The sequence below is a fragment of the Leptospira alexanderi serovar Manhao 3 str. L 60 genome (assembly GCF_000243815.2).
Lineage (GTDB): Bacteria > Spirochaetota > Leptospiria > Leptospirales > Leptospiraceae > Leptospira > Leptospira alexanderi.
Genome location: NZ_AHMT02000030.1, coordinates 5,001 through 25,000, shown reverse-complemented (window position 1 = coordinate 25,000; position 20,000 = coordinate 5,001). Strand labels below are relative to the sequence as shown.

13 protein-coding genes and 1 pseudogene (2 of these 14 cut by a window edge) are annotated in these 20,000 nt (G+C 39.8%); 5 read left to right on the top strand and 9 right to left on the bottom strand.

Annotation, left to right across the window (positions count from 1 at the left end; genetic code table 11):
- Positions 1-97, top strand: the final stretch of a protein-coding gene (locus LEP1GSC062_RS10285; RefSeq protein ID WP_010578426.1) for a DUF1761 domain-containing protein. It extends 344 nt beyond the left edge of the window; only the last 97 of its 441 coding nucleotides appear in the window; the start codon falls outside the window, past its left edge; its stop codon occupies positions 95-97.
- 115 nt (positions 98-212) lie between these two features.
- On the opposite strand, the gene LEP1GSC062_RS10280 is transcribed toward LEP1GSC062_RS10285, so the two are convergent.
- Positions 213-1,316, bottom strand: a complete 1,104-nt coding sequence (locus LEP1GSC062_RS10280; RefSeq protein WP_010578427.1) for a TMEM43 family protein — start codon at positions 1,314-1,316, stop codon at positions 213-215.
- A gap of 326 nt (positions 1,317-1,642) precedes the next feature.
- On the opposite strand from LEP1GSC062_RS10280, the gene LEP1GSC062_RS10275 reads away from it, so the two are divergent.
- Positions 1,643-3,235 (top strand): DUF2079 domain-containing protein, encoded by a 1,593-nt coding sequence (locus tag LEP1GSC062_RS10275; RefSeq protein ID WP_020984197.1) that lies wholly within the window; start codon positions 1,643-1,645, stop codon positions 3,233-3,235.
- 112 nt (positions 3,236-3,347) lie between these two features.
- Here the strand turns inward: LEP1GSC062_RS10275 and LEP1GSC062_RS10270 are convergent, their stop codons facing one another.
- The 6 genes and pseudogenes from LEP1GSC062_RS10270 to LEP1GSC062_RS10250 form a co-directional block, all read right to left on the bottom strand.
- Complete coding sequence (locus LEP1GSC062_RS10270) at positions 3,348-4,232, bottom strand: tetratricopeptide repeat protein (RefSeq protein ID WP_010576047.1); 885 nt, start codon at positions 4,230-4,232, stop codon at positions 3,348-3,350.
- 131 nt (positions 4,233-4,363) lie between these two features.
- On the bottom strand, positions 4,364-8,338 hold the full coding sequence (locus tag LEP1GSC062_RS10265) for a PAS domain S-box protein (protein ID WP_020984186.1): 3,975 nt from the start codon (positions 8,336-8,338) through the stop codon (positions 4,364-4,366).
- A gap of 800 nt (positions 8,339-9,138) precedes the next feature.
- A complete protein-coding gene (sufB, locus tag LEP1GSC062_RS10260) occupies positions 9,139-10,554 on the bottom strand; it encodes a Fe-S cluster assembly protein SufB (RefSeq protein WP_010578429.1) in 1,416 nt (471 codons plus the stop codon).
- Positions 10,555-10,895: 341 nt separating this feature from the next.
- A complete protein-coding gene (locus tag LEP1GSC062_RS10255; RefSeq protein ID WP_002726250.1) occupies positions 10,896-11,477 on the bottom strand; it encodes a peroxiredoxin in 582 nt (193 codons plus the stop codon).
- Positions 11,478-12,428: 951 nt separating this feature from the next.
- A pseudogene (locus LEP1GSC062_RS23975) lies at positions 12,429-12,770 on the bottom strand (hypothetical protein); the annotation flags it as partial.
- A gap of 303 nt (positions 12,771-13,073) precedes the next feature.
- Positions 13,074-14,747 carry a methyl-accepting chemotaxis protein gene (locus LEP1GSC062_RS10250; protein ID WP_039941813.1) on the bottom strand — a complete coding sequence of 558 codons (1,674 nt, stop codon included), beginning with the start codon at positions 14,745-14,747 and terminating at the stop codon, positions 13,074-13,076.
- A 1,157-nt stretch (positions 14,748-15,904) separates the two neighbouring features.
- Here LEP1GSC062_RS10250 and LEP1GSC062_RS10235 point away from each other — a divergent pair.
- Genes LEP1GSC062_RS10235 through LEP1GSC062_RS10225 form a run of 3 tightly spaced genes read left to right on the top strand, consistent with a single transcriptional unit; the run spans position 15,905 to position 17,951 of the window.
- Positions 15,905-16,330, top strand: a complete 426-nt coding sequence (locus tag LEP1GSC062_RS10235; RefSeq protein ID WP_010578434.1) for an LIC11213 family lipoprotein — start codon at positions 15,905-15,907, stop codon at positions 16,328-16,330.
- Complete coding sequence (locus tag LEP1GSC062_RS10230) at positions 16,327-16,899, top strand: YceI family protein (protein WP_020984251.1); 573 nt, start codon at positions 16,327-16,329, stop codon at positions 16,897-16,899. Before LEP1GSC062_RS10235 ends, LEP1GSC062_RS10230 begins: the two co-directional genes overlap by 4 nt.
- Positions 16,881-17,951 (top strand): DUF5777 family beta-barrel protein, encoded by a 1,071-nt coding sequence (locus LEP1GSC062_RS10225; protein ID WP_020984242.1) that lies wholly within the window; start codon positions 16,881-16,883, stop codon positions 17,949-17,951. The genes LEP1GSC062_RS10230 and LEP1GSC062_RS10225 overlap by 19 nt, the downstream gene beginning before the upstream one ends.
- Before the next feature lie 160 nt (positions 17,952-18,111).
- Here LEP1GSC062_RS10225 and LEP1GSC062_RS10220 read toward each other — a convergent pair whose 3' ends face one another.
- Entirely contained in the window at positions 18,112-19,608 is a 1,497-nt protein-coding gene (locus LEP1GSC062_RS10220) for an LA_3751/LA_3752 family putative glycosyltransferase (RefSeq protein ID WP_039941761.1), read from the bottom strand.
- 7 nt (positions 19,609-19,615) lie between these two features.
- Positions 19,616-20,000, bottom strand: partial view of a glycosyltransferase gene (locus tag LEP1GSC062_RS10215; protein WP_020984182.1) — the final stretch only. Its footprint extends 761 nt past the window's final position; only the last 385 of its 1,146 coding nucleotides appear in the window; the start codon falls outside the window, past its right edge; its stop codon occupies positions 19,616-19,618.

The window sequence follows — 20,000 nt, the reverse complement described above, 5'->3', positions numbered from 1 at the left end:
TTTTGAAGGCAGATCCTGGAAACTTTTTTTCATCAATGCAGGATACAACTTAATCTCTCTTCAAGTCATAGCGATGATTCTTTCGTATTGGAGATGATACCATCCACTTTGGCGTTTTGTTTCTAAAAAACCTTTTCCTATCTTTGAAGCAGAAATAAAGAAGTCGGTCTTTCATATTTAGAAGACCGGCTCCTTTTTCAATTCGGAATCGATCAGATCGCTTTTTGAGGAGCGTATTTTCTCTTATAGATCGCGTAACCGATCCCTCCTAAGAGTAAAATCAGCCAAACATACCAAAATTTAATAAGAAGAATAGTGATCGCAGTGATGATAAAAGCGACGATTCCGAGAACCACTTTGATCAATCCCCCTCCCAGATCTCCCACAAAAGGTATAAAGCTCAGAAGAGAAGTTAAAGGCCCAGCCATTAATGTGAAACTAGAAAACATTACGATAAATCCAATAAATCTTCCAACCCATTTCATCGTATTGTCGTCGGATTTAATATCCGCTATCGTTTCCGCAAAATCTCCCACACTCGCATTCAAAAACTTATTTCCTTCCGCGGAAGTGAAATGTGCCACTCTATTCCCTTTTATATCTCCGATAAAAGTCATGTCTTTTTCTGGAATCGGAGTTACGGAAACCTGTATTCTTTCACAACCTTCTTTTTCGGATTCAGCGCAGGATTTAGAACTATAAAGATACCCCTCACCGTAGACGAAACCGTTGGAGAAAATTTCGTTTTCGTTTGCGTCTCTGGAAGAAACCTGAGAAGTAAAATCCACTTCTTCAAGGTTTACGGAATAATTTTTACCGTTCGAAAAAATCGTAGCTCCGGACGCGGAATCGGACTGATCCTTTACGGACTGCCTATGATACGGTTTTGTACGACATCCGGAAAGTTTAAAGCTGGATGGATTTTCAGGTGAAGAAGTCCACTTTAACACGCAGTTTCTAACTTCTTTTTTATTACTTCCGGAACCCTCCGTCTTTACTTCCTCATCCCAAGCATAAACTTCGGAACTCACGGAATAAGAAATGTAAGGACCGCTCTTTACGAATCGTCCGCCGAGAGGATTCGCTTTGAGAATCCCCGTAACGTACGAAGGCTGATTATCCTTCGCTTGTCCCACGGGAACCGCGTTTTTCAAAGCGGCGCTCGCCTGTTCGCAAGTCTCCACATTGTAGATAATGATAAACGACACGGGTAATAAAACGATTCCTGTAAGAATACTCTTGAAGGAATTCCCCATCTGGGATAAGAAACCCACACTCTCCGTCGAGGACATTCCGTCCGGACTTTCAAACGCCATTGACTTTCTCCTTTTGTTTTCGATGGAAACTTTGCCACTTTGTTTTCCCCGTAAAAATTGGAATTCGATTTCAGGGAAATGCTGTAAGCTGTAAAAATTTCCACGAAAATCAAAAGGTTGTAAATAACTTTTTGTTTATCAATTTACAAATGCCGAAAATTTCAGTCATACAATCCAAAAGCGAACTTTCAGAGTCGCATTAAAATTGAATCTCTTCGTAAATATTTCAGAATCATTTTCGATGAAACGTGCGCGTTCAAAAGAAATGTGAACCGTTTTTTTTGGAAGAAATTAAAAATCAAAAATGAATTTTGGATAAAATCCGTATGTCGTTATCCGTCCACTTATTATTGCCCTTTTTTATATTTTATCTTCCGGTTCAATATTGGATCGGAAGCAAAGGAATCGGCGGACTCATCTTAACGGGAATCCTTCTCTGTACTCCAATTCTCTTTTGGATTCAAAAGCGATGGAAAAAAGAGCCGTTTTCACCCTTGATCGTTTCCCCCGGCATTCTCATCTCGTATTGGTCTCTGTTTGTTTTTACGGAAGGAATTTTTTACACAACTACCGCGTTAGACTCCTTTTTCTTAGGCGATTTCGACTATACGGCTCAGACGAGGATGATCGTCCCTACGATCGACGGAAAATTTTTTCAGACTCAATATTACGGTCCGAATGAGAACGCAAACTTTCTCTCTCATCACATGACGCCGGGAATCTTACTTTTGACTCCCTTTCCAATTTTGTTCGGCTCAAAACTCGGATTCGGAATCGGGATATTTTTTTTCGCTTCGATCACAATTCCCCTTTTATACTATTATTTAAGAATCTGTTCTGTCTCCGAAGAACTTTCCCTTTGTGCTTCCCTTCTTTGGTCGGGCTCATCCAGTTTTTATCGACTAAACCATTCGTTACACTTCGAAGTTTTGGTTCCACTCCTGTGTTTATGCGCGCTTATTGGAATTCAAAGACAAAAATTTTGGATTACCTCCATAAGCCTATGTTTCTTTTTAGGGATCAAAGAAGACATTTCCATCTACTTAGCGGCGCTCGCAATCGCCCTTATTCCGACCGATAAAAAAAGAAATAAAGAATGGACTTTCGTTTTTATTATATGCATTTTTTATTATTTTGCCATATTCCCAATCTTAAACAAATGGGCAGGAATATCCGCGGAAAGAAATTGGAAAGAATACTGGGGCACTGAAAACAAAAATCCTATTTCCATCTTTTTAAACTACATTCAAAATCCAGAAAATAGATCTCAATATTGGAAGGGAATCCGGGACTTAAGTCTGGAATGGGGATTCTGGAATCTGACCGGAGGTTGGATCTTATTTCCGTTTTTCGGTTTGTATTCCGTATTTCGATTATCGATTCATCCCTGGGTCAGAGATTTGTACAGTTATTACGTTTACCCTCTCATTCCGTTTTTGATTCTATTTCTAAAAACGGGAACGGTATGGATCCAAGATCGAATCGACAAATCCAAAACAAAATTTTTATCGTCCGTTTCGAAAGAAAAAAAACTCATTTTCATTTTAATCCTTACCTTTTCCGCTTCGATCTATAGAAACTCCAAAGAATCAGAATATCCGATCGTACTTTCACCTAAACCAGATCGAACGATCGAGTTAAAAGATGTTTTAAAACAAATCCCCGCCGGAAGTTCCGTTTCCGCCGGATTCCACCTTTCCCCTTTTGTCGCTTTAAAAAATCCGGTGTATCCAATCCGAGAAGATAGAGAATGGAAAGAATGGATACTTCTGGATCAAGAGTATAATTCTCCTTACTTGAGTTCAGCGAAAATTTTGGAGCGAGTCGACGCGGACGTGCTGAAAGGAAAATTGCGTTGGGTCCGAAAGACGAACCGTTTCGGTCTGTTGCGTTTGAATACAAAGTCCCCCGTGCCTTAAAAACGTATTCTAGTTCGGATTGGGCTTAAAACATAATTTCAAAAACTTATTCGATAGAACCGGTTTCACTTTTTTGAATTCTATTTGAGCAAAACATTTGATGCGTGATCAATCATTTGCAATATTCTGCCAATCGATCCTTGGCGCTCGTATATCCTAAGCCCAAAGATTTTCGAAAATCCTTACATGCCAATGGAATCTTCTTTAAGAAAACATACGCAAGACCCCTATTATGAAACGCGACCTCGTCCTTCGGATTGAGTCGCAAAACCATCGTATAACTCGCAACCGAATCCGAATATCTTCCCAAACCGTACTGAGCATAAGCCAATTCAAAGAAAGCGTAAACGTTTCTTTTATCCAGATTTACCGCTTTCCTGGCGTCTTTAAAACCTTCGTCGTAATTCTCGTCATGATTTTCACAACGTGCCTTGTGACCGTAAAGTTCTGGGTTATTCTTTTCACCGAGTTCGATCGCTTTCTGGAAATCGTCGACTGCCTGAGCGCAATTATCGAGCATTTCGTTGCCATAACCTTTATAGAGAAAGACGGAAGCCTTATTTGGATCAATCTCCGCAGCCTTTTCGAAATCTTTCACTGCCTCACCGTATTGTTTCAAAGTATATTTTGCCAAACCTCGATTATAATAACCGGAAGCGTCTCCCGGAACCAATTCCAAATACTTAGAATATTCTTTGATCGCTTTGAGATAATCGCCTTTTTCATTTGTACGATAAGCTCTGTTAAAAATCTCGTTGGGATCTTCTCCGTTATTCGTAGCCGATACGGTCGCATTCGGGTTGGAAGATTCGGAAGATTCCATACTCGTTTTGATTTCCCGAATAGCAGATAAAATTTCACTTAAGATTTCTTGAATCCGGGAAGGTTGTGCGATCGGATCGTTCTTATCCGTATCTTGAAAGTTGGAAAAGAAAATACTCAGGATACAGATCAAAATTCCTATCATTAAAAAATAACGAAGAACTCTATTAACCATCAGGCAAGAGAAACCAAATTCTTTCAAAATTCAACTTTTTATTGAATGAAAAATTTCCGAAATCCCCATTTTTTCTTTCTTTAGAAAGAAAATCCCAAACACCTACAATTATGGAGGCATACCATAGAATCTCATTCTTTAGGAAGAAATATATGGAATATAGTTTTACCGGATTCAGATTCGAGTTCAATTCTTCCTTGGTGTTTTTTTACGATCCTCCGAGAAATGTCCAAACCCAAGCCACTTCCTTCTCCCGGACCTTTTGTCGTAAAAAAAGGATCGAAAATTCTTTCCCTCACTTCCTGAGGAATCCCAGGGCCGTTATCCTCGATTGAAACCCGGACTTCGTCTTTTCGATCTTGAATCGAAATTCGGATCTTTCCTTTAAAACGCATCGCTTGCAAAGAATTGTATATTAGATTTGTCCACACTTGAACGAGATCATCCGGATACGCGGCAATCAGAGGACGAACCGGAAAATCCAACTCCACATCCACCCCACCTTTGATTTTGTTATGATAGATCGTCAAAACGGTCTCTATGTTTTCCGCAAGATCGATAATAACTTTTCCTCTGTTTTCTTCCGTATCGATATGAGCGTAAGTTTTCAAAGCGTAAACGATTTTAGACGTTCTATCCACGGCCAATCGAATCAGAAGAATATTCCTATAAGCGTGAATTTCCTCCAGTGCGAACTTAATCAAAGAATAAGATTTAGGATTCGAAAATAAGGAAGGAAATTCCTGCAACGCCGAAGGAAGTCCGTTGTCCAAAAGCCGATCCGCAATATCGTGGGCATTTTCATAACCAAACTCTGCCAATTTCGTCTTAATGGAATTCAAAACGATTCTTCTGTTTTCTCTGGAAAGAATACCTTCCTTACTGTCGATTCCTTTTCGAATCAGTTCGGAAAGATTATGAATGAATTCGGAGTCCACAGAAGCAAACTCACGACCCAACTTTTCCATCTTCTCCGCGGACGAACTCAAATAGGCCTTCAATTCTCCGCTGAACGCCGCGATGGCACCTAACGGATTATTGATTTCGTGCGCAATTCCCGCAACAAGTTGTCCGAGCGCGGCCATCTTTTCGGAAAGGATCAATTGATCCTGCGTTCTTTGTAGATTCTCAAGGGCGTACGCTAGTTCGGAAGTTCTTATTTTTACCGCCCTTTCCAATTCCTCCTTGGCTTCTTTTCTTTCCGCATTCAATAGAAGTTGTGTGACCTGCTCCGCGACGGTAACTACAAATTGTTTTTCGTATCCTTTCCATCTTCTCAGATTACCTCTATGTTCGAGACAAATAACTCCTTTGATCTTTCCTCGGAGAAAAAAAGGCGCGTCGAGTAAAGAACTGATTCCGTGCGGAACGCTGTAAGTCGCTGCAAGTTCTGCGGTTCGAGGATCGTTGATTACATCCGTCGCGTCTACGAATCTATCCCTTTGGATTGCTTCATAATAATTCGGATAAGAAGACATATCTAATTCAATTCTTCTCATATACGTTTGTTCTCTCCGATCCCAACCCGCAAAAAGAGTCCAAAGACTCGGATTCTCCTTATGAAAAATCCAAATCGACACCCGATCGCAGTTCGCCACTTCGGAAACCATCAGCGTTATTTTTTTCATACCCGATTCCAAATTTCCGGAAGCAAATTCGGAATCGGTAGCCATCTCCATAAGCGCCTGTGCATGTAAGGCAATTCTTCTCGTTTGCTCTTCTCTTTCCCTCGAAGCGAGTTTTTGTTGAGTGATATCTCGCGTGATCGCGATCACGATAGAGGAATCTCCAATCTTAACTCGTCTCGCGGAAAACAAAGTATCCACGACTTCGCCGCTTTTCCTTTTAAATTGGGCTTCGTAGTCTCGGACAATACCGTCTTCCCTTAAAATCGCAACCACTTTGGCCCTTTCTTTGTCGTCATTCCAAACTCCCAATTCCATGGGCATCTTACCAACCGCTTCTTCTTTGGAATACTGTAACATTTCCGAAAAGCGTTCGTTCACTTGAATATACTTTTCGTTTTGAAGATCGTTGATCGTGATCGTGTCCGGATTCATTTCAAAGATCATCTCGAAAAGATCCTTGCTTTCCTGCATCCTTGCAAAGTATTCGTTTCTTTCGGACTCCATAATCTTCTTGTCCGTAACATCGACAAGAAGGGAGAGAAGCATCGACTTCCCGTCCAATTGAAAGACTCTGTTTCCGGAAATTACGTGCTTGTGAATTGCATTCGAACTTTGAATCGTAACTTCAAGACTTCCGGTCCAATCTTTTTTTTCTAATTTTCCCTTGAAGTTTTCACGATCAATCGAAGATTCCCAAATTCCGAGTTCTATAGACGATTTGCCGATAAGCTGCTCTCTTGTATAGCCGACTAGATCACAATAGGATTGATTTACCTGACGATAGATCCCTGTTTCCAAGTCGGAAAGTGACACGGCGGCCGGAGTAAGTTGAAAGAGTTTTTCAAAAAGATCTTTACTGAGGCGAAGTTCTTTATCGAGTTTTCTTTTTTCTTCTTCCGACTTTTTCTTTTCACTGATATCCGTCGCAAGAGAAATAACCTGTTTTCTTCCGTTAATTTCGATGATTCTCGCCGAGTACAGGATCGGTATAATTTCTCCGTCCGAAGCGAGATAAATGGACTCATAATTTTTTACCTCTCCCGTTTTGGAAAGTGCCTCATAAACCTCTTCCCTGAAATTCCCGGACTTATCCCAGATATGAATTTCAGGAGTCGTTTTCCCGATCACTTCTTCTCGGGTACGTTTTGCCATTTCCAAGAATCTTTGGTTTACGTCGACGATCGTACGATCCTCCCAATCGGTTAGAACGAGCGCGGAAGGGACTAGTTGAAATAATTTCTGAAAGAGATCCTTGCTCTTTTCAAGTTCCTTTGCAAGATCTTGTAAATCGAGAGCGGATTCCTTTAACTCGGAAATATCGTGACCGATCGAGAGAATTTTCTTTTCTCCTTTCGATTCTATGTATCTAGAAGAAAATAGAATTGTTTTTATTTTCTTCTCGTATGTTTGAAGTTTGACCTCTAAATTTTGAACGACACCGTCCTCGTTTAATTTTTGAAGAATTTTTTCCCGATCGAACAAATTGTAATAAAGACTGAGTTCGGCAGGCGTTTTGTTTAAAACCTCTTCTCTCGTTTTGCCTAAATGTTCCAAAAAGAGATCGTTTACATCCACATACCTTCCATCATCAGCTCTTGCTAATGTGATTGCGGAAGGATTCAGACGAAAGATTTGATCGAGAATTTCCTCCTTCTCTCGGACCTCATCGAGTAACCTTTGTCGTTCTCTTTCCTCTTTGATCCTGTCGGTTATCGGGACCATGATGCTCAAAAACGCGATTTTTCCTTTGTATTCGATTTGTTGCACGGAAAAAAGTCCCCAAAACTCGGTGCCCTTAGTAGTTCGAAATGGCGTTTCTATACTATCTACAAAACCGTCACGTCTCATGATCGTGAGAATGTTTTCCCTAACCTCAGGCGAAAACCAAACTCCGAGTTCAGTCATAGTTTTTCCGATCAGTTTATCGGAATCGTATTCGATTTGTTCAGCGAACTTATGGTTCACTTCCAAAAGTTTTCCGGTATCGATTTCGGAAATCGCCATCGGAAAAGGATTCAAAGCGAAAATCCTCTGAAGTGCTTCCCAACTTTCCCTGATCTCGTCACAAAATTTTTTACGAACTTCTTCCTTTTGCTTTTGTTCCGAGATATCTCTGACAATTCCCCAAATTGCAGTCGGATTTTTAGACTCGTTTCGGATAACGTACACTTTTACGGAAATTGAGATGATTCTACCGCTTTTACAAGAGTATTCCTTTTCAAACTCCTGAGAATAACCGGAAAAGAAAAGATTCTCTTCAAAATCTTTTCTCTCGGTTACACTCCAACTTGCGGGGACCAATGACCAAAAGTTGTCTTTTCGAAGTTCTTCGAGAGAATAACCTGTTAGAATCTGAAAGGCCGAATTGGCTTCCAAAAAAGAGCCGTTCAAATTTGCAATGACAATTCCATCCCGATTGGTTTCGAAAATCTGCCGAAAGAATTCTGAGTTGAGTAGATTGGAATCCAAAGTTTTCATGAGTCGGAATCTAGTAAAGAACGGTTAAATCTTAAAGAGACCTTTGAAAAGGAAAAATCATTTTACTTTAGAATCTTAAATTTTTCGAGTCTTAACGAGAATCTATTTCAAAAAACTGATGGTTCGATCAAAATTTCGTTTCATGATAAAATATAATCTTGGGAATAATTCTATTTAAAAAATCGTTTGTGCCAGAACCTGAAGAGAGTTTCGCGAATAGTCTGTATATAAATTCAAACTTTCGAACATTCAGAAATTGTATGAGTTTTCACATTTTGTTCAGACGCTCAAGTTTTGCTCCGCAAACGGCCGTGCGACTCTCAACCTATCTCGCGACCCTTCGGGAGCGAGATTTGAGTTTAGGAAACGTTACATGAATTATTTACTTCTATGGTCGCTCGGTAATGCTATCGCTATCTACGGCTATCTCGCTTCCTAAATGCCATCCGTAGGAGGCGTTCAATGAGTTCGGCGTTCAATGAGTTCGGCGCTCAATGAGTTCGGCGCTCAATGAGTTCGGCGCTCAATGAGTTCGGCGCTCAATGAGTTCGGCGCTCAATGAGTTCGGCGCTCAATGAGTTCGGCGCTCAATGAGTTCGGCGCTCAATGAGTTCAGCGCTCATCTTTGCTACGCAAAGAGCCTTCGATCACGCTCCGCTATCTACGGCTATCTCGCTTCCTAAATGCCATCCGTAGAGACGCTCAATGAGTTCGGCGCTCATCTTTGCTACGCAAAGAGCCTTCGATCACGCTCCGCTATCTACGGCTATCTCGCTTCCCATGGGGCGCTCGATAGGATATTAGCTTACTGCGGAACTGTTGTTTTCTTGAATCACGTGGCCGTCTTCGAGAATCATACGGATCAAACGTGTCATTTCTACAGAATATTCCACATTCAAGTGTTTCGTCACACCCTCACAAAACCCGTTGATGATCAGAAGCTTTGCATCATCTTCCGACAAACCTCTGGATTGGAGATAAAAGAGTTGATCTTCGTCGATTCTGGAAACGGTAGCCTCATAATTTAAGGTTCCATTTTGGCCAGAAACGTCATTATAAGGATAGGCGTGAGACTGAGAACGATCGTCCATCATCAGACCGTCACATTTCACATGAGAATAAGAATTCTCCGATCCGGAGGTGAATTTAACAAGTCCCCTATAGGAATTGATTCCTCCGTCGAGAGAAACACCTTTTGCTAATATATTACTTCGAGTATTTTTACCGACATGAATGATTCTCGCCCCGGTATCTTGGATTTGCCCACCTCCCGCAAATGCAAGAGAAAGGACATCTCCCGTGGAATGATCCCCTTGAAGAACGATTCCCGGGTATTTGATCGTATTCGCACCGATATTCACATCAGTCCAAGTGATATGCCCTCTTTCATGGCATAATCCGCGTTTGACGGTCCAGTTGTACATATTCTTCTTCCAATTTTGGATCGTCGTATAAAAGATTTTCGCGTTTTTATGAGCGATAAGTTCCACAACCGCAGTGTGAAAGTTGGTACCTTTATCCTGAACCGAAGAACAGCCTTCGGAGTATTCGATCTCCGCACCTTCGTCCGCGATCAAAAGAGTCCTTTCATACTGACCCGAAGAAGCCGCAGTCACTTTAAAATATGCTTGAAGAGGCATCGGAGTTTTCACTCCTTTAGGAACATAAGCGAAAGAGCCACCGGAAAAAACACAACTGTTCAAAGCGGAAAACTTGTTATCTCCCACACTCACAACCGTTCCGAGATACTTCCTTACGATGTCAGGATATTCACGGATCGCGGTATCTATGTCACAGAAAAGAATCCCCAGTTCGGTTAATTCTTTTTTAACATTAGCGTAAACAGTTTCGGAATCATTCATCGCTTCGATTCCGGCCAGATACTTGCGTTCGTGTTCCGGAATTCCAAGACGTTCGAAGGATTTGAGAACCTCCGGATCCACTTCGTCCCAGGATTTTTTCTTCTGCTGATTGGAACCTATATAGTGCGTATAAGAATCGATGTCCACGTTGAAATTGGGAAAAAATCCCCAAGTAGGCATGGGCTTTTGTTCGTAGATTTCAAAGGCTTTGAGGCGAAATTCGGTGAGCCAACCGGGTTCATTTTTGATATGAGAAATAGATTCTACGACTTTGCGCGTAAGGCCTTTCGGAAAATTATCAGGACGGTAATAACGATTTTCGTGGATGGATTCTTTTTCCAGGACTTGTTCCATTTTCCATTGCCTCCGAAAATTAGACTTATCTCGCGCCCCATAGGAAGCGAGATTGAGTTCATTAAAACTTAACTCCAATCCGCTCGCGCCCCATAGGAAGCGAGATTGAGTTCATTAAAACTTAACTCCAATCCGCTCGCGCCCCATAGGAAGCGAGATTGAGTTCATTAAAACCTAACTCCAATCCGCTCGCGCCCCATAGGAAGCGAGATTGAGTTCATTAAAACCTAACTCCAATCCGCTCGCGCCCCATAGGAAGCGAGATTGAGTTCATTAAAACTTAACTCCAATCCGCTTCTATGTCATCATCCGCAGACTTACATCTGCGGACAGAAAAAAAATCAATTCACCGCCGAGAAGTAATCCTTAGATTTTTCCGGATCTGCTTTCATCGTTTTCTTTCCCTCATCCCAGTTTGCTGGGCAAACTTCGCCGTGTTTTTCAACGAATTGGAAAGCTTTGATCAATCGGATCGCTTCGTCGATATTACGTCCCACAGGAAGATCGTTGATAGTCGCCTGACGAATCAGACCGGCTGGATCGATGATAAAAGTTCCTCTTAAAGCTACTCCACCATCCGTTAAAACATTGTAATCCCTGGAAATGGATTTGGTAAGATCCGCAATCAGAGGATATTTGATGTCTCCGATTCCACCTTCTTTTTTAGGAGTATTTTTCCAAGCTAAATGAGTAAAAGCTGAATCCACGGAAACTCCCAGTATTTCCGCTCCAAGTTTTTTGAATTCCGGAAGTTTGTTATCGTATTCGATAATCTCAGTCGGACAAACGAAAGTAAAGTCAAGTGGGTAAAAGAATAACACTACCCATTTCCCTTTATAGTCTGAAAGTTTGATTTCCTTGATCTCTTTTCCAAGAACAGCTTCTGCTTTAAAATCCGGTGCTAGGGATGTAACCTGTGGCATTTTATTTCTCCTTTTTAAATTTACTTTGAAACTTAGACACTCCATGATATCCCCCAACCCCTCAGAAGCAAATATTTTTTAGAATGATTCTAATTTTTTTTTAATTCTAAAAAATGAGGTCGGAACTACGGTCAATTTCACAGTGATTTCTAAAAAAGTAGGAACCCGCCACTTTTTTTCTACTTAACGTGAGCAGGGTCATAAGAAAATGAGAAACAATTTTCTAAAAGTAGAGTCCCCGCATTTCCAAACTTATCTGTAAAATCGTGATTTGTGGTAGTTCCCACATTTTAAGAATAGATTTATAAAGTTCAAACTGAACTTCCTACAGAAAAATGAATCATGGATTTCTTGCACCGAACTCACGTTATCTAGAGTTCATTGCTCTAAACGACAGACACCGATTGAAATTGAACTCAAACAATAAGTTCTATGGCAAAGTTAAACAATACATCCAAACTTTTTTATATTAAACTTATCTAATATATTTGAATGAATCCAACCATTTTTGTAAACTTATACTCAAATTTTCAATGATTGTGGAAATCTACCAAGATAAATAAATCCCTCTTTATTTTTACCTACTTAAAAATTATCCTGAACACTACTCTTTAAATTTCCGTAACGAGCAGCTGAACATTCTAACTTACTACTCGTACATTACAACCTTCAGGAAACTGACTTACTACTCGGACGCATGAAAATGATACTCGAAAATAAGCGGTCGGTTTTGCAAAAGTACAACGGTTCTCAAAAATTAAGTCAAATCGGGAAATCTCGACTTTTTAGAGGAAGATTCCAACATTCTAATTTTCGAAATAGTTTATCATAGTATTTTATTCATGCGTCCGAGTAGTAAATCCAAACGTTTTAACTTTTCCCTTTCTAAGTTTTGCATTATGACAATGGGATATGATGGATATATTTTTGGTACTCTTTTTTGTAGGGATCAGTAAGAGCAGAAAAATCTTTGATATTTGAAGTCAAATCCGAAATGACAGCACCGATAGAACGTATTCTAAAAAATTAAGATTAGAAAGCGAAATAAAATCAACGACTATTTCCGTAATAGCAATCATATATTCATAAAATATAATGGAATTCAAAAATCGGGAAGTTCCCAGATTCGAATGGGAGAAGCGCCATCTTTTTCGGAAAGAAATACCTTAGTGTCGGAGTTAGAACCGATGTGGATAGATCCTATTGTTCATTTCATATTCATTCTTAGTTTTATTTTCTAAAAATTCATACATGGAAATTTTTCAGATCGGAAATCTGAGATAAAAATCTCAAAAATTAACCTGCATTGAAAATTTGAAGAATGGAATCATTCTTCAATTTCATCTAACAACGCGTCTCAAAATCCAATTGTACTTTATCAAAAAGATCAAACTGCAAGCACCTGTCTCATCGAATGCCTTCTTATGGGGCGGCTATTCAGGAAGTGAGATGCCTGAGTTTCTTTTGGAACAAGTTCTGATAATTTTTTTAAATCTATACGTTTAAGACTCAAAAGAAAGCAACTCTGTAAAAACGATTGATAATTCGTAGGCACAGAGTTACCAGTTCGAAACTTCCTCTAGAAAGTAGAAACGTTCAGCCTTTTAAAAAGTTCATTGTCTCTTGAAGATTCTTCGCAATCTGCAAAAGACTGATCGCACTTCCGGCAATTTCTTCGGAGTTCGCCGCACTACTTTGGACCGTAGTGGAAATATTGGAAATCGCGTTCGCCGTTTCCGTAATAGCAATCTTTTGTTCTTTAACGGAATTGCGAATGTCCTCCGACTTCGTATCGACTTGGTCGATTCCGGAGCGAATTTTTTCCTTTTTCTCCTGCTGGAGTTCCATAATGGCTACGATTTGATTGGAAGATTCCTTCAGATGTTCAAGTCCACCCAAAACTTCGGCATAAACTTTCACAGAGTGTTCAACGATCTTTCTACCGGTTTCGATTTCCGCGTTACTTGTTTTAATGAGTTCCTCGATCGTCATCGCACTAGAATCCGTCTGTTCTGCAAGTCTTGTGATCTCACTCGCCACCACGGCAAAACCTCTGCCATGTTCCCCAGCCCTCGCCGCTTCGATGGCCGCATTGAGCGCAAGTAAATTCACTTTTTCTGATATTTCTTTGATAATCGCCGTGATAGACTGCATCTCGACCGAACTGCTTTCGATCTTTTCCATACTTTCGGAAAGATCTCCCATCGTTTTCTTACCGAAATCGGTTTTAAGATACATATCCGAAATTTTTTCCAAAGAATTTTTTACGGCGTCTCCTACCTGGGTGATCATCCCTTCCAGTTCTCTCATTTCTCCATTAAAGGAAGAAATCAGGACATATTGAGACTCCGCGTTTCGATTTACGTATTCCATTCCGGAACTAATCTCTTCCACCGATGCGGAAATTTCCTCAATCGAAGCCGATTCGGATTGTGCGTTCGAAGAAAGGTGATCCGCAGAACGAGAAAGTTCCTCGGAAGCAGCAACAAGATTTTCGGAAAAGTCCATGATCGTATTGAGCATCTCTTTGAGTTTGATCTGAAACAAACGGAAAGTAATCAGTAAAAGATAAAGTTCGTCTTTTTTCTTTTCGTCTTCTTCAACTTCCACCGGATGAGAAAAATCCGCATTTTTGACCGCGCCACTTACGGTAGTAAGTCCCTTGACCAATTGAATCGAATAGACCACCGCGATCAGAACGATGTAAATCAAAGTTATACCGGAAAGGGAAATGAGTAAAATCCAACTAAAAGTGAATTGCTTTTCCGCTTTGATATATATCCTGTCCGTGATTTTCAGTTGCAACTGTATCAGATTTTCAATCTTTTCCGTTACCGGATCGATTCTAGGATACAAACGGGAATCCGCAAAAGACTCTAATTCCTGAAGGTTTTTGTTGATCATCAGGTCCCTAGCTTCGGCTACCGCGGCGTTTGAAGCCACAAAAAGAGGATTTAACTCCCGGATGATGGCTTCCTCTTCGGGAACAAGATAAGTTCCGATGTATGCGCTCCATTCCTCTTGAATTCCGGAAGTCGCCTTATCAAGATTAGCTACTCCTTCCTCCGGTGTAAACGTTCCACTTCTTACCTTGTGAACACAGTCTACGATGAAAATCGCATACAGGTCCGATATCTTCTTCAATTGTTTCAGAGGAATTACCCGATCCTCGTAGATCGTTTCAATGTCCTCGATTCTATCTTTCGTATTAATTAAGGCCAATACGACCAATATCGTGATCGGTATCAGCACAGAACCAAAGAGAAGTATCAGTTTTTTTCGTATTCCCAATCTCTGAATGAATATATATATTGTTTTCATAGAATTTAAAGCGTTTCATCATTGCCTCGATATATACTCAGTCAAGTTTTTTAAAAAGTGAATCATTTTTTAATGATGCAAGTTCACAAAGTAAGTAAACTTTTAGATAAAGCTATGTCAAATCTTTAAAACTTTAGAGAGATTCTAAAACATAAAACTTATCCTCGGCATATACAAAGGTCTATTTTCGAAGCCACTGAAAGAATATTCATTTTCGTATGACGAAATAAATTGAATGAATTACTCATTTTCCTTTATACAATTTATCCCGAAAATCTTCAGCCCATCGAAACGGCAACATCACTATCAAGCATAAGTTTTTTGAGATAAACTTTAGGAATATCGAGACCTTCAAAATGGAATTATTTCGTAAAACCTATCTCATCCGTTTTGAGAATGAATTCGAAAAATTTCTGTTAAAACTCAAACAAACCGGGACAAAAAGAGTACCGCCTAATAGAAAAAAACGATGATTTGCCTGGATCCGCCCAGTGAAAACTTAAAACCAAATTTCAAATCTTTTACCGAAAACACACTTCGCAACAAGTCAAAACAAAGTTTTCCCAAAATGGGAAATGAAACTCTGAACAAGTTTTTAAATTCGGTTGAAAAAAGAGATCGTATTTATTTTCTCCGGGATGAAAGGATTAAAACGAAAGGCTTTTCACTTCTACTGATCTCTACATAAAGGAGCCCGCCAATTTTAGCACAGATCCCCCGTTTAGACGCAGAATTTGGACACTCTATTATACAGGGATGAGTAATACCGCCTTTGAAAGTTTGGCCATTGCATTCGGATAGAATTCCCTTTAACCTTGGATCACGAACCCAATCAGTAAATTTTAAACACGACTCCGAGGATCGCGCAAATTCCCCTCCGTGGACCGTTTTGTTTTACCCGCAATTTTTCCGACGAAAACATACCGTGTCCAGTGGAATCGATTCTAAATATTCAAAAGAACAAGATTCTAATCCTCTAAAAAATGAACTTTTTTGAATATTTAAATTCTAAATTTTCCATTTTTGAAATGTAAAGTCCATTATAAGATTGAAATTCAAAACGTTATCCCCATCTATTATAAATTCATTTTTTAAAGGAAAATCTTATGAAAAAAATTTATAACCCGTTCCGGTTTGGAATCTTGGCCCTTTACCTCTGTTCTATACTATGGAACTGCCAAAGCGAAAAAAGTTCGGATAAGGAAGATTCCTTAAAACTTTTAGCTTTTCTATCGAACTCGATGACACCTTTGAAAGAACTCACAAATGCGGATTGTACCGATCCGTCCCCCACATTCTCCACCTTAAATCAAGCAGGAACAGGAAGCTGCTCCACTTGCCACAATGCAAACAACGCAAACGCCGGATTCGACGTCACTTCTTACAACTCGGTTCGAAATCGAATAACAGTAAACGATCCGAAAAACAGCCTTCTATTTCAAAAAATTAACACTGGTTCGATGAGAGTGAATAATAACGATTCTATCAATAAAGCCGTTTTCTGCTGGATTCTTAAGGGGGCCAACTCTTGATTTGTAGAAGATTCCTATATTCTATTTTTATAATCTTTTTGTTCGTACAAATTTCTCCCGTCTACGAACTTGGTTCCGAAAAGAAAATCTCCGAGGAATGGAGCATAAAGGAAACGGATATCCGTTTCTTCAGCGAGGCCCCTCAGGAGACGATTCGAGGCTCTTTGAAAAAAGCAGAAGGGAGGGCCGATCTGAAATCAAAAACGTTTTTTTTTCAAGTCGATCTTAACGACTTAAACGTTCCCAACCGGCTGATGAACCGCCACATGCACGAGAATTATTTGGAAACGGAACGTTTTCCGAATGTAATCTTTCAAGGAAACATTTCTAAATGGGACATTTCTTCCAAAACGGTGACCGTCGAAGGGGATTTCACCTTACACGGAATTACAAAAAAGTACGTTCAAGTTCAGGGAAACTTCGAGGAAAAAGGGAAAGATCTTTTGATTCGCGCGAATTTTGAAATTCTACTGAGCGATTTTAAAATCGAAATTCCTAAATTAGTAATTTTGAAACTAAGTGAAAAAATCAAAGTCGAAACATCCATCCTATGGCAATTCAAATCATGAACTTTAGAATCAACTTTTCCTTAATTCCGTTTTTGATTCTGTCGATCTCTTTTTCTTTCGTCTTATCCGCTCAGGAACGGAGAAAGTCCGCGTTCTTAGGAAGCAGTCTCATCCACATGCCGAGCACAGAAGACGTAGGTAAGAACGGTCTGGATTTCAGAATCAATCACCGTTTTGGCAGCGCTAAATCCGCTTCCTACGATTTTTTGGGCTTGGATAACGGAGCCAACACACAACTCTCTCTCGATTACGGTCTTACCGATCGAATCACGATCGGTATCGCAAGAACTTCGTTTCAAAAAACGTACGAGGCGAGAGGAAAAATTCGTCTGCTGACTCAAGACTCCGGTTTTCCGGTTACGGTGAGTTTTTTCGGAGTTTTTGGTCAAGAAACGGCAAAACAAAATACATTCTACGGTCCTTATCTTAAAATTTCGAGTGGTTATCCCACAGTTGATTTCGAAGCGAATAAAAAATTAAATACGTACGAATTGAGTTATTCGGATGGACAAAGTACTTTGGCTTCGTTTTTGATTTCGAGAAGGTTTAGCGATTTCTTTTCTCTCCAACTTTCTCCGATGTTCGTTCATAGAAACTTCGTCAAAGACCATCTTTCCAACGACCGAACCGGGTTGGACGTTTCGTTCAGAATTCATCTTTTCAAACGTCTGGACTTCACATTCGGAACGATTCTCGCTCCGAAACGGGATTATATCGGAGATTCTTACGCTGCGGAAGATAGAAAGACAAAAATCAACGGAGTCGAATATTCCGTTTCCGAGGTCAACGACCTAATCGCAAACGGAAGAACGTTAGACGCAATTGTAAATAACATTCTCCTTTCCAAACCCGTGGAATATATGTCCGTTCCCTTAAGTTTCGGCGTGGACTTCGAAACGGGGGGACACGTCTTCCAGTTGTTCGTTACGAACAGCCGATCCATCGCTCACACTCAGCTATTACGAGGCGCCGATTTCGATTATGACAAAAAAGAATGGACCTTGGGTTTTAACATCCATCGTTATTTCTCTTTGGAAAGTTCGGATAACTGAGTTTTTGTAATTCTCGCAGAAGAAATACCTCCACGAAGACAAGAGTTCCTTTGTTTAAAAACCTGGTCGGCTCGTTTCTTTTTTGGATTTAATATGGACCCGTTCGATTGCAAAAAACACGAAATTTCCTTTTTGCTACAAGACGGACAATGTTCGGAATCTATCGAAAAGAATAAACCTCGACATATGGAAGCGAGGTCTCCAACTTACAAAACCTATAACCGGAAATACATCCTTTTTCGTCGACCGGTAAGGCTGTTGTCAAAAGTCGAACGATTAGAATCTGACTCGGATCGATTTTTAAAGCGTCTTTCTCCAAAAAATCGGAAACTAGTTTTTTTTCGGAAACGTACAATATTGTTTTTTCATACATCAAGGACTGTATGTTTTTGGGAATGTTCGTATCCGTGAAAACCAAATATCTTTTATTTTCCGATCGGAAATAATCCATCATGGTTCTTACGTTTTTATCGGAAGTACGTATAAATTGGACCGCATAGAACCATTGTTTAATGGAAAACAATAACGAAATAACGACAAGAATCAACGTTCCGTAATAGGCGACAGACTTTTTAGAATCGAAAAAGGATTCTACCAGGATAAGGCCAAGCACAAAAAGTAACGGATACGTTCCGAAAAGATACCGGGGAGAGATATGATCTCCGTGATTGGGTGCGGTCGCCAATATAAGAAAGATCGAAAGTATAGAAACGCCAAGATACAACAATTCCAAAGACAAAACGTCCTTATATAATCTCTTGTATATCGCAACAAAAATGGAGAAAAAAATTATCAATGCCAAATAAGAAGATTGAAAAAAATATCCCCTTTCTTTGCCGAATAACAAATCATAAATGATATCCGATCTTGAAAGAGCAGTGGTATCCGGATTATCCATGGTAAGTATATAACGCAGACCGAGTGGATGACCGTGAATGTAAGTATTCAAAGCCAATAAGGAAGCGAGTATCACTAAAAACACGGGGGCCCAATAAAAAAATATCTGCTTTCGAATCTCCTGTCGTAATAAAAAACTCAAAGCGGACAACGGAAAAATTACAAAGATAAATTCCAAACGAAAATAAAGGGAAAGTCCGAATAAAAGAGAAGAATATATGAAGTTCGTATTTTTTTTCGTCTTTATGGATCGATGATAAAAATAAATTCCCCCGTATAAAAAAAACAAAGCGATCGAATATTCGTGAATGACCAGATTATACGTAAACACAGTCGTCCCGAACAAATACAAATAAACAAAAGAAACGCTAAGCCATCTTCTCCGGGTAAATTCGGAAAATAAAAGATACAGAAAATAAATCGAACCGGAGAAAAATAAGACTTGGATTAAATAAATTCCTAAATTCGACCCGAACAATACCCTACCCACGGAAACGACTAAAGGAAAGTAAGGTGGAAAATCTATATAGTATTGCAAATCATGAATTCCTAAAAAAGGCGCTTGAAAGGGAATCCATTCCCCTTTGGGATCAAAAGAGCTTCCGGAATAATAAAATGAGAAAGTCCGAAAATCAGATTGGATCAGATCCATTACCTGAACCCACATAAAACCGGAGTCGCCGTAGGTTACTTCAAAATCCGTCTTAATCCCGAAAAATAAAACCAAACAACTCGACAAGAACAGCAGATACAACTTCATAAATATACTAAGGCTTCTTCCATGTAAAATTGCGATTCAAAAAATAATTAGTCGCGGTAGCAAGTAGGATTCCTACAATATTTCCCATATATGTAAGCCAATAGGGTAAAAAATTCGGGTAGTAGATCTGGAAATATTTTACCAGAAAAAACCAGGTTGAAAATTGAATCAAAAAACCCAAAAGACTGATTGCATTGAATTTTAAGAATCCGATCGTATTATCCAAAAAGCCGACATTCTTACGATCAGAAAAAGTCCAAACGTTGTTCAAAAGATAATTGGTCAATACGCTCAATTCGAAACCGAAGACGATGGCACCGGAGGGAAGAGAAATCGCGGATTGAATTTGCTCCACCACGTTGATCGCCAAAACGTTGTTATATAAGAATTGT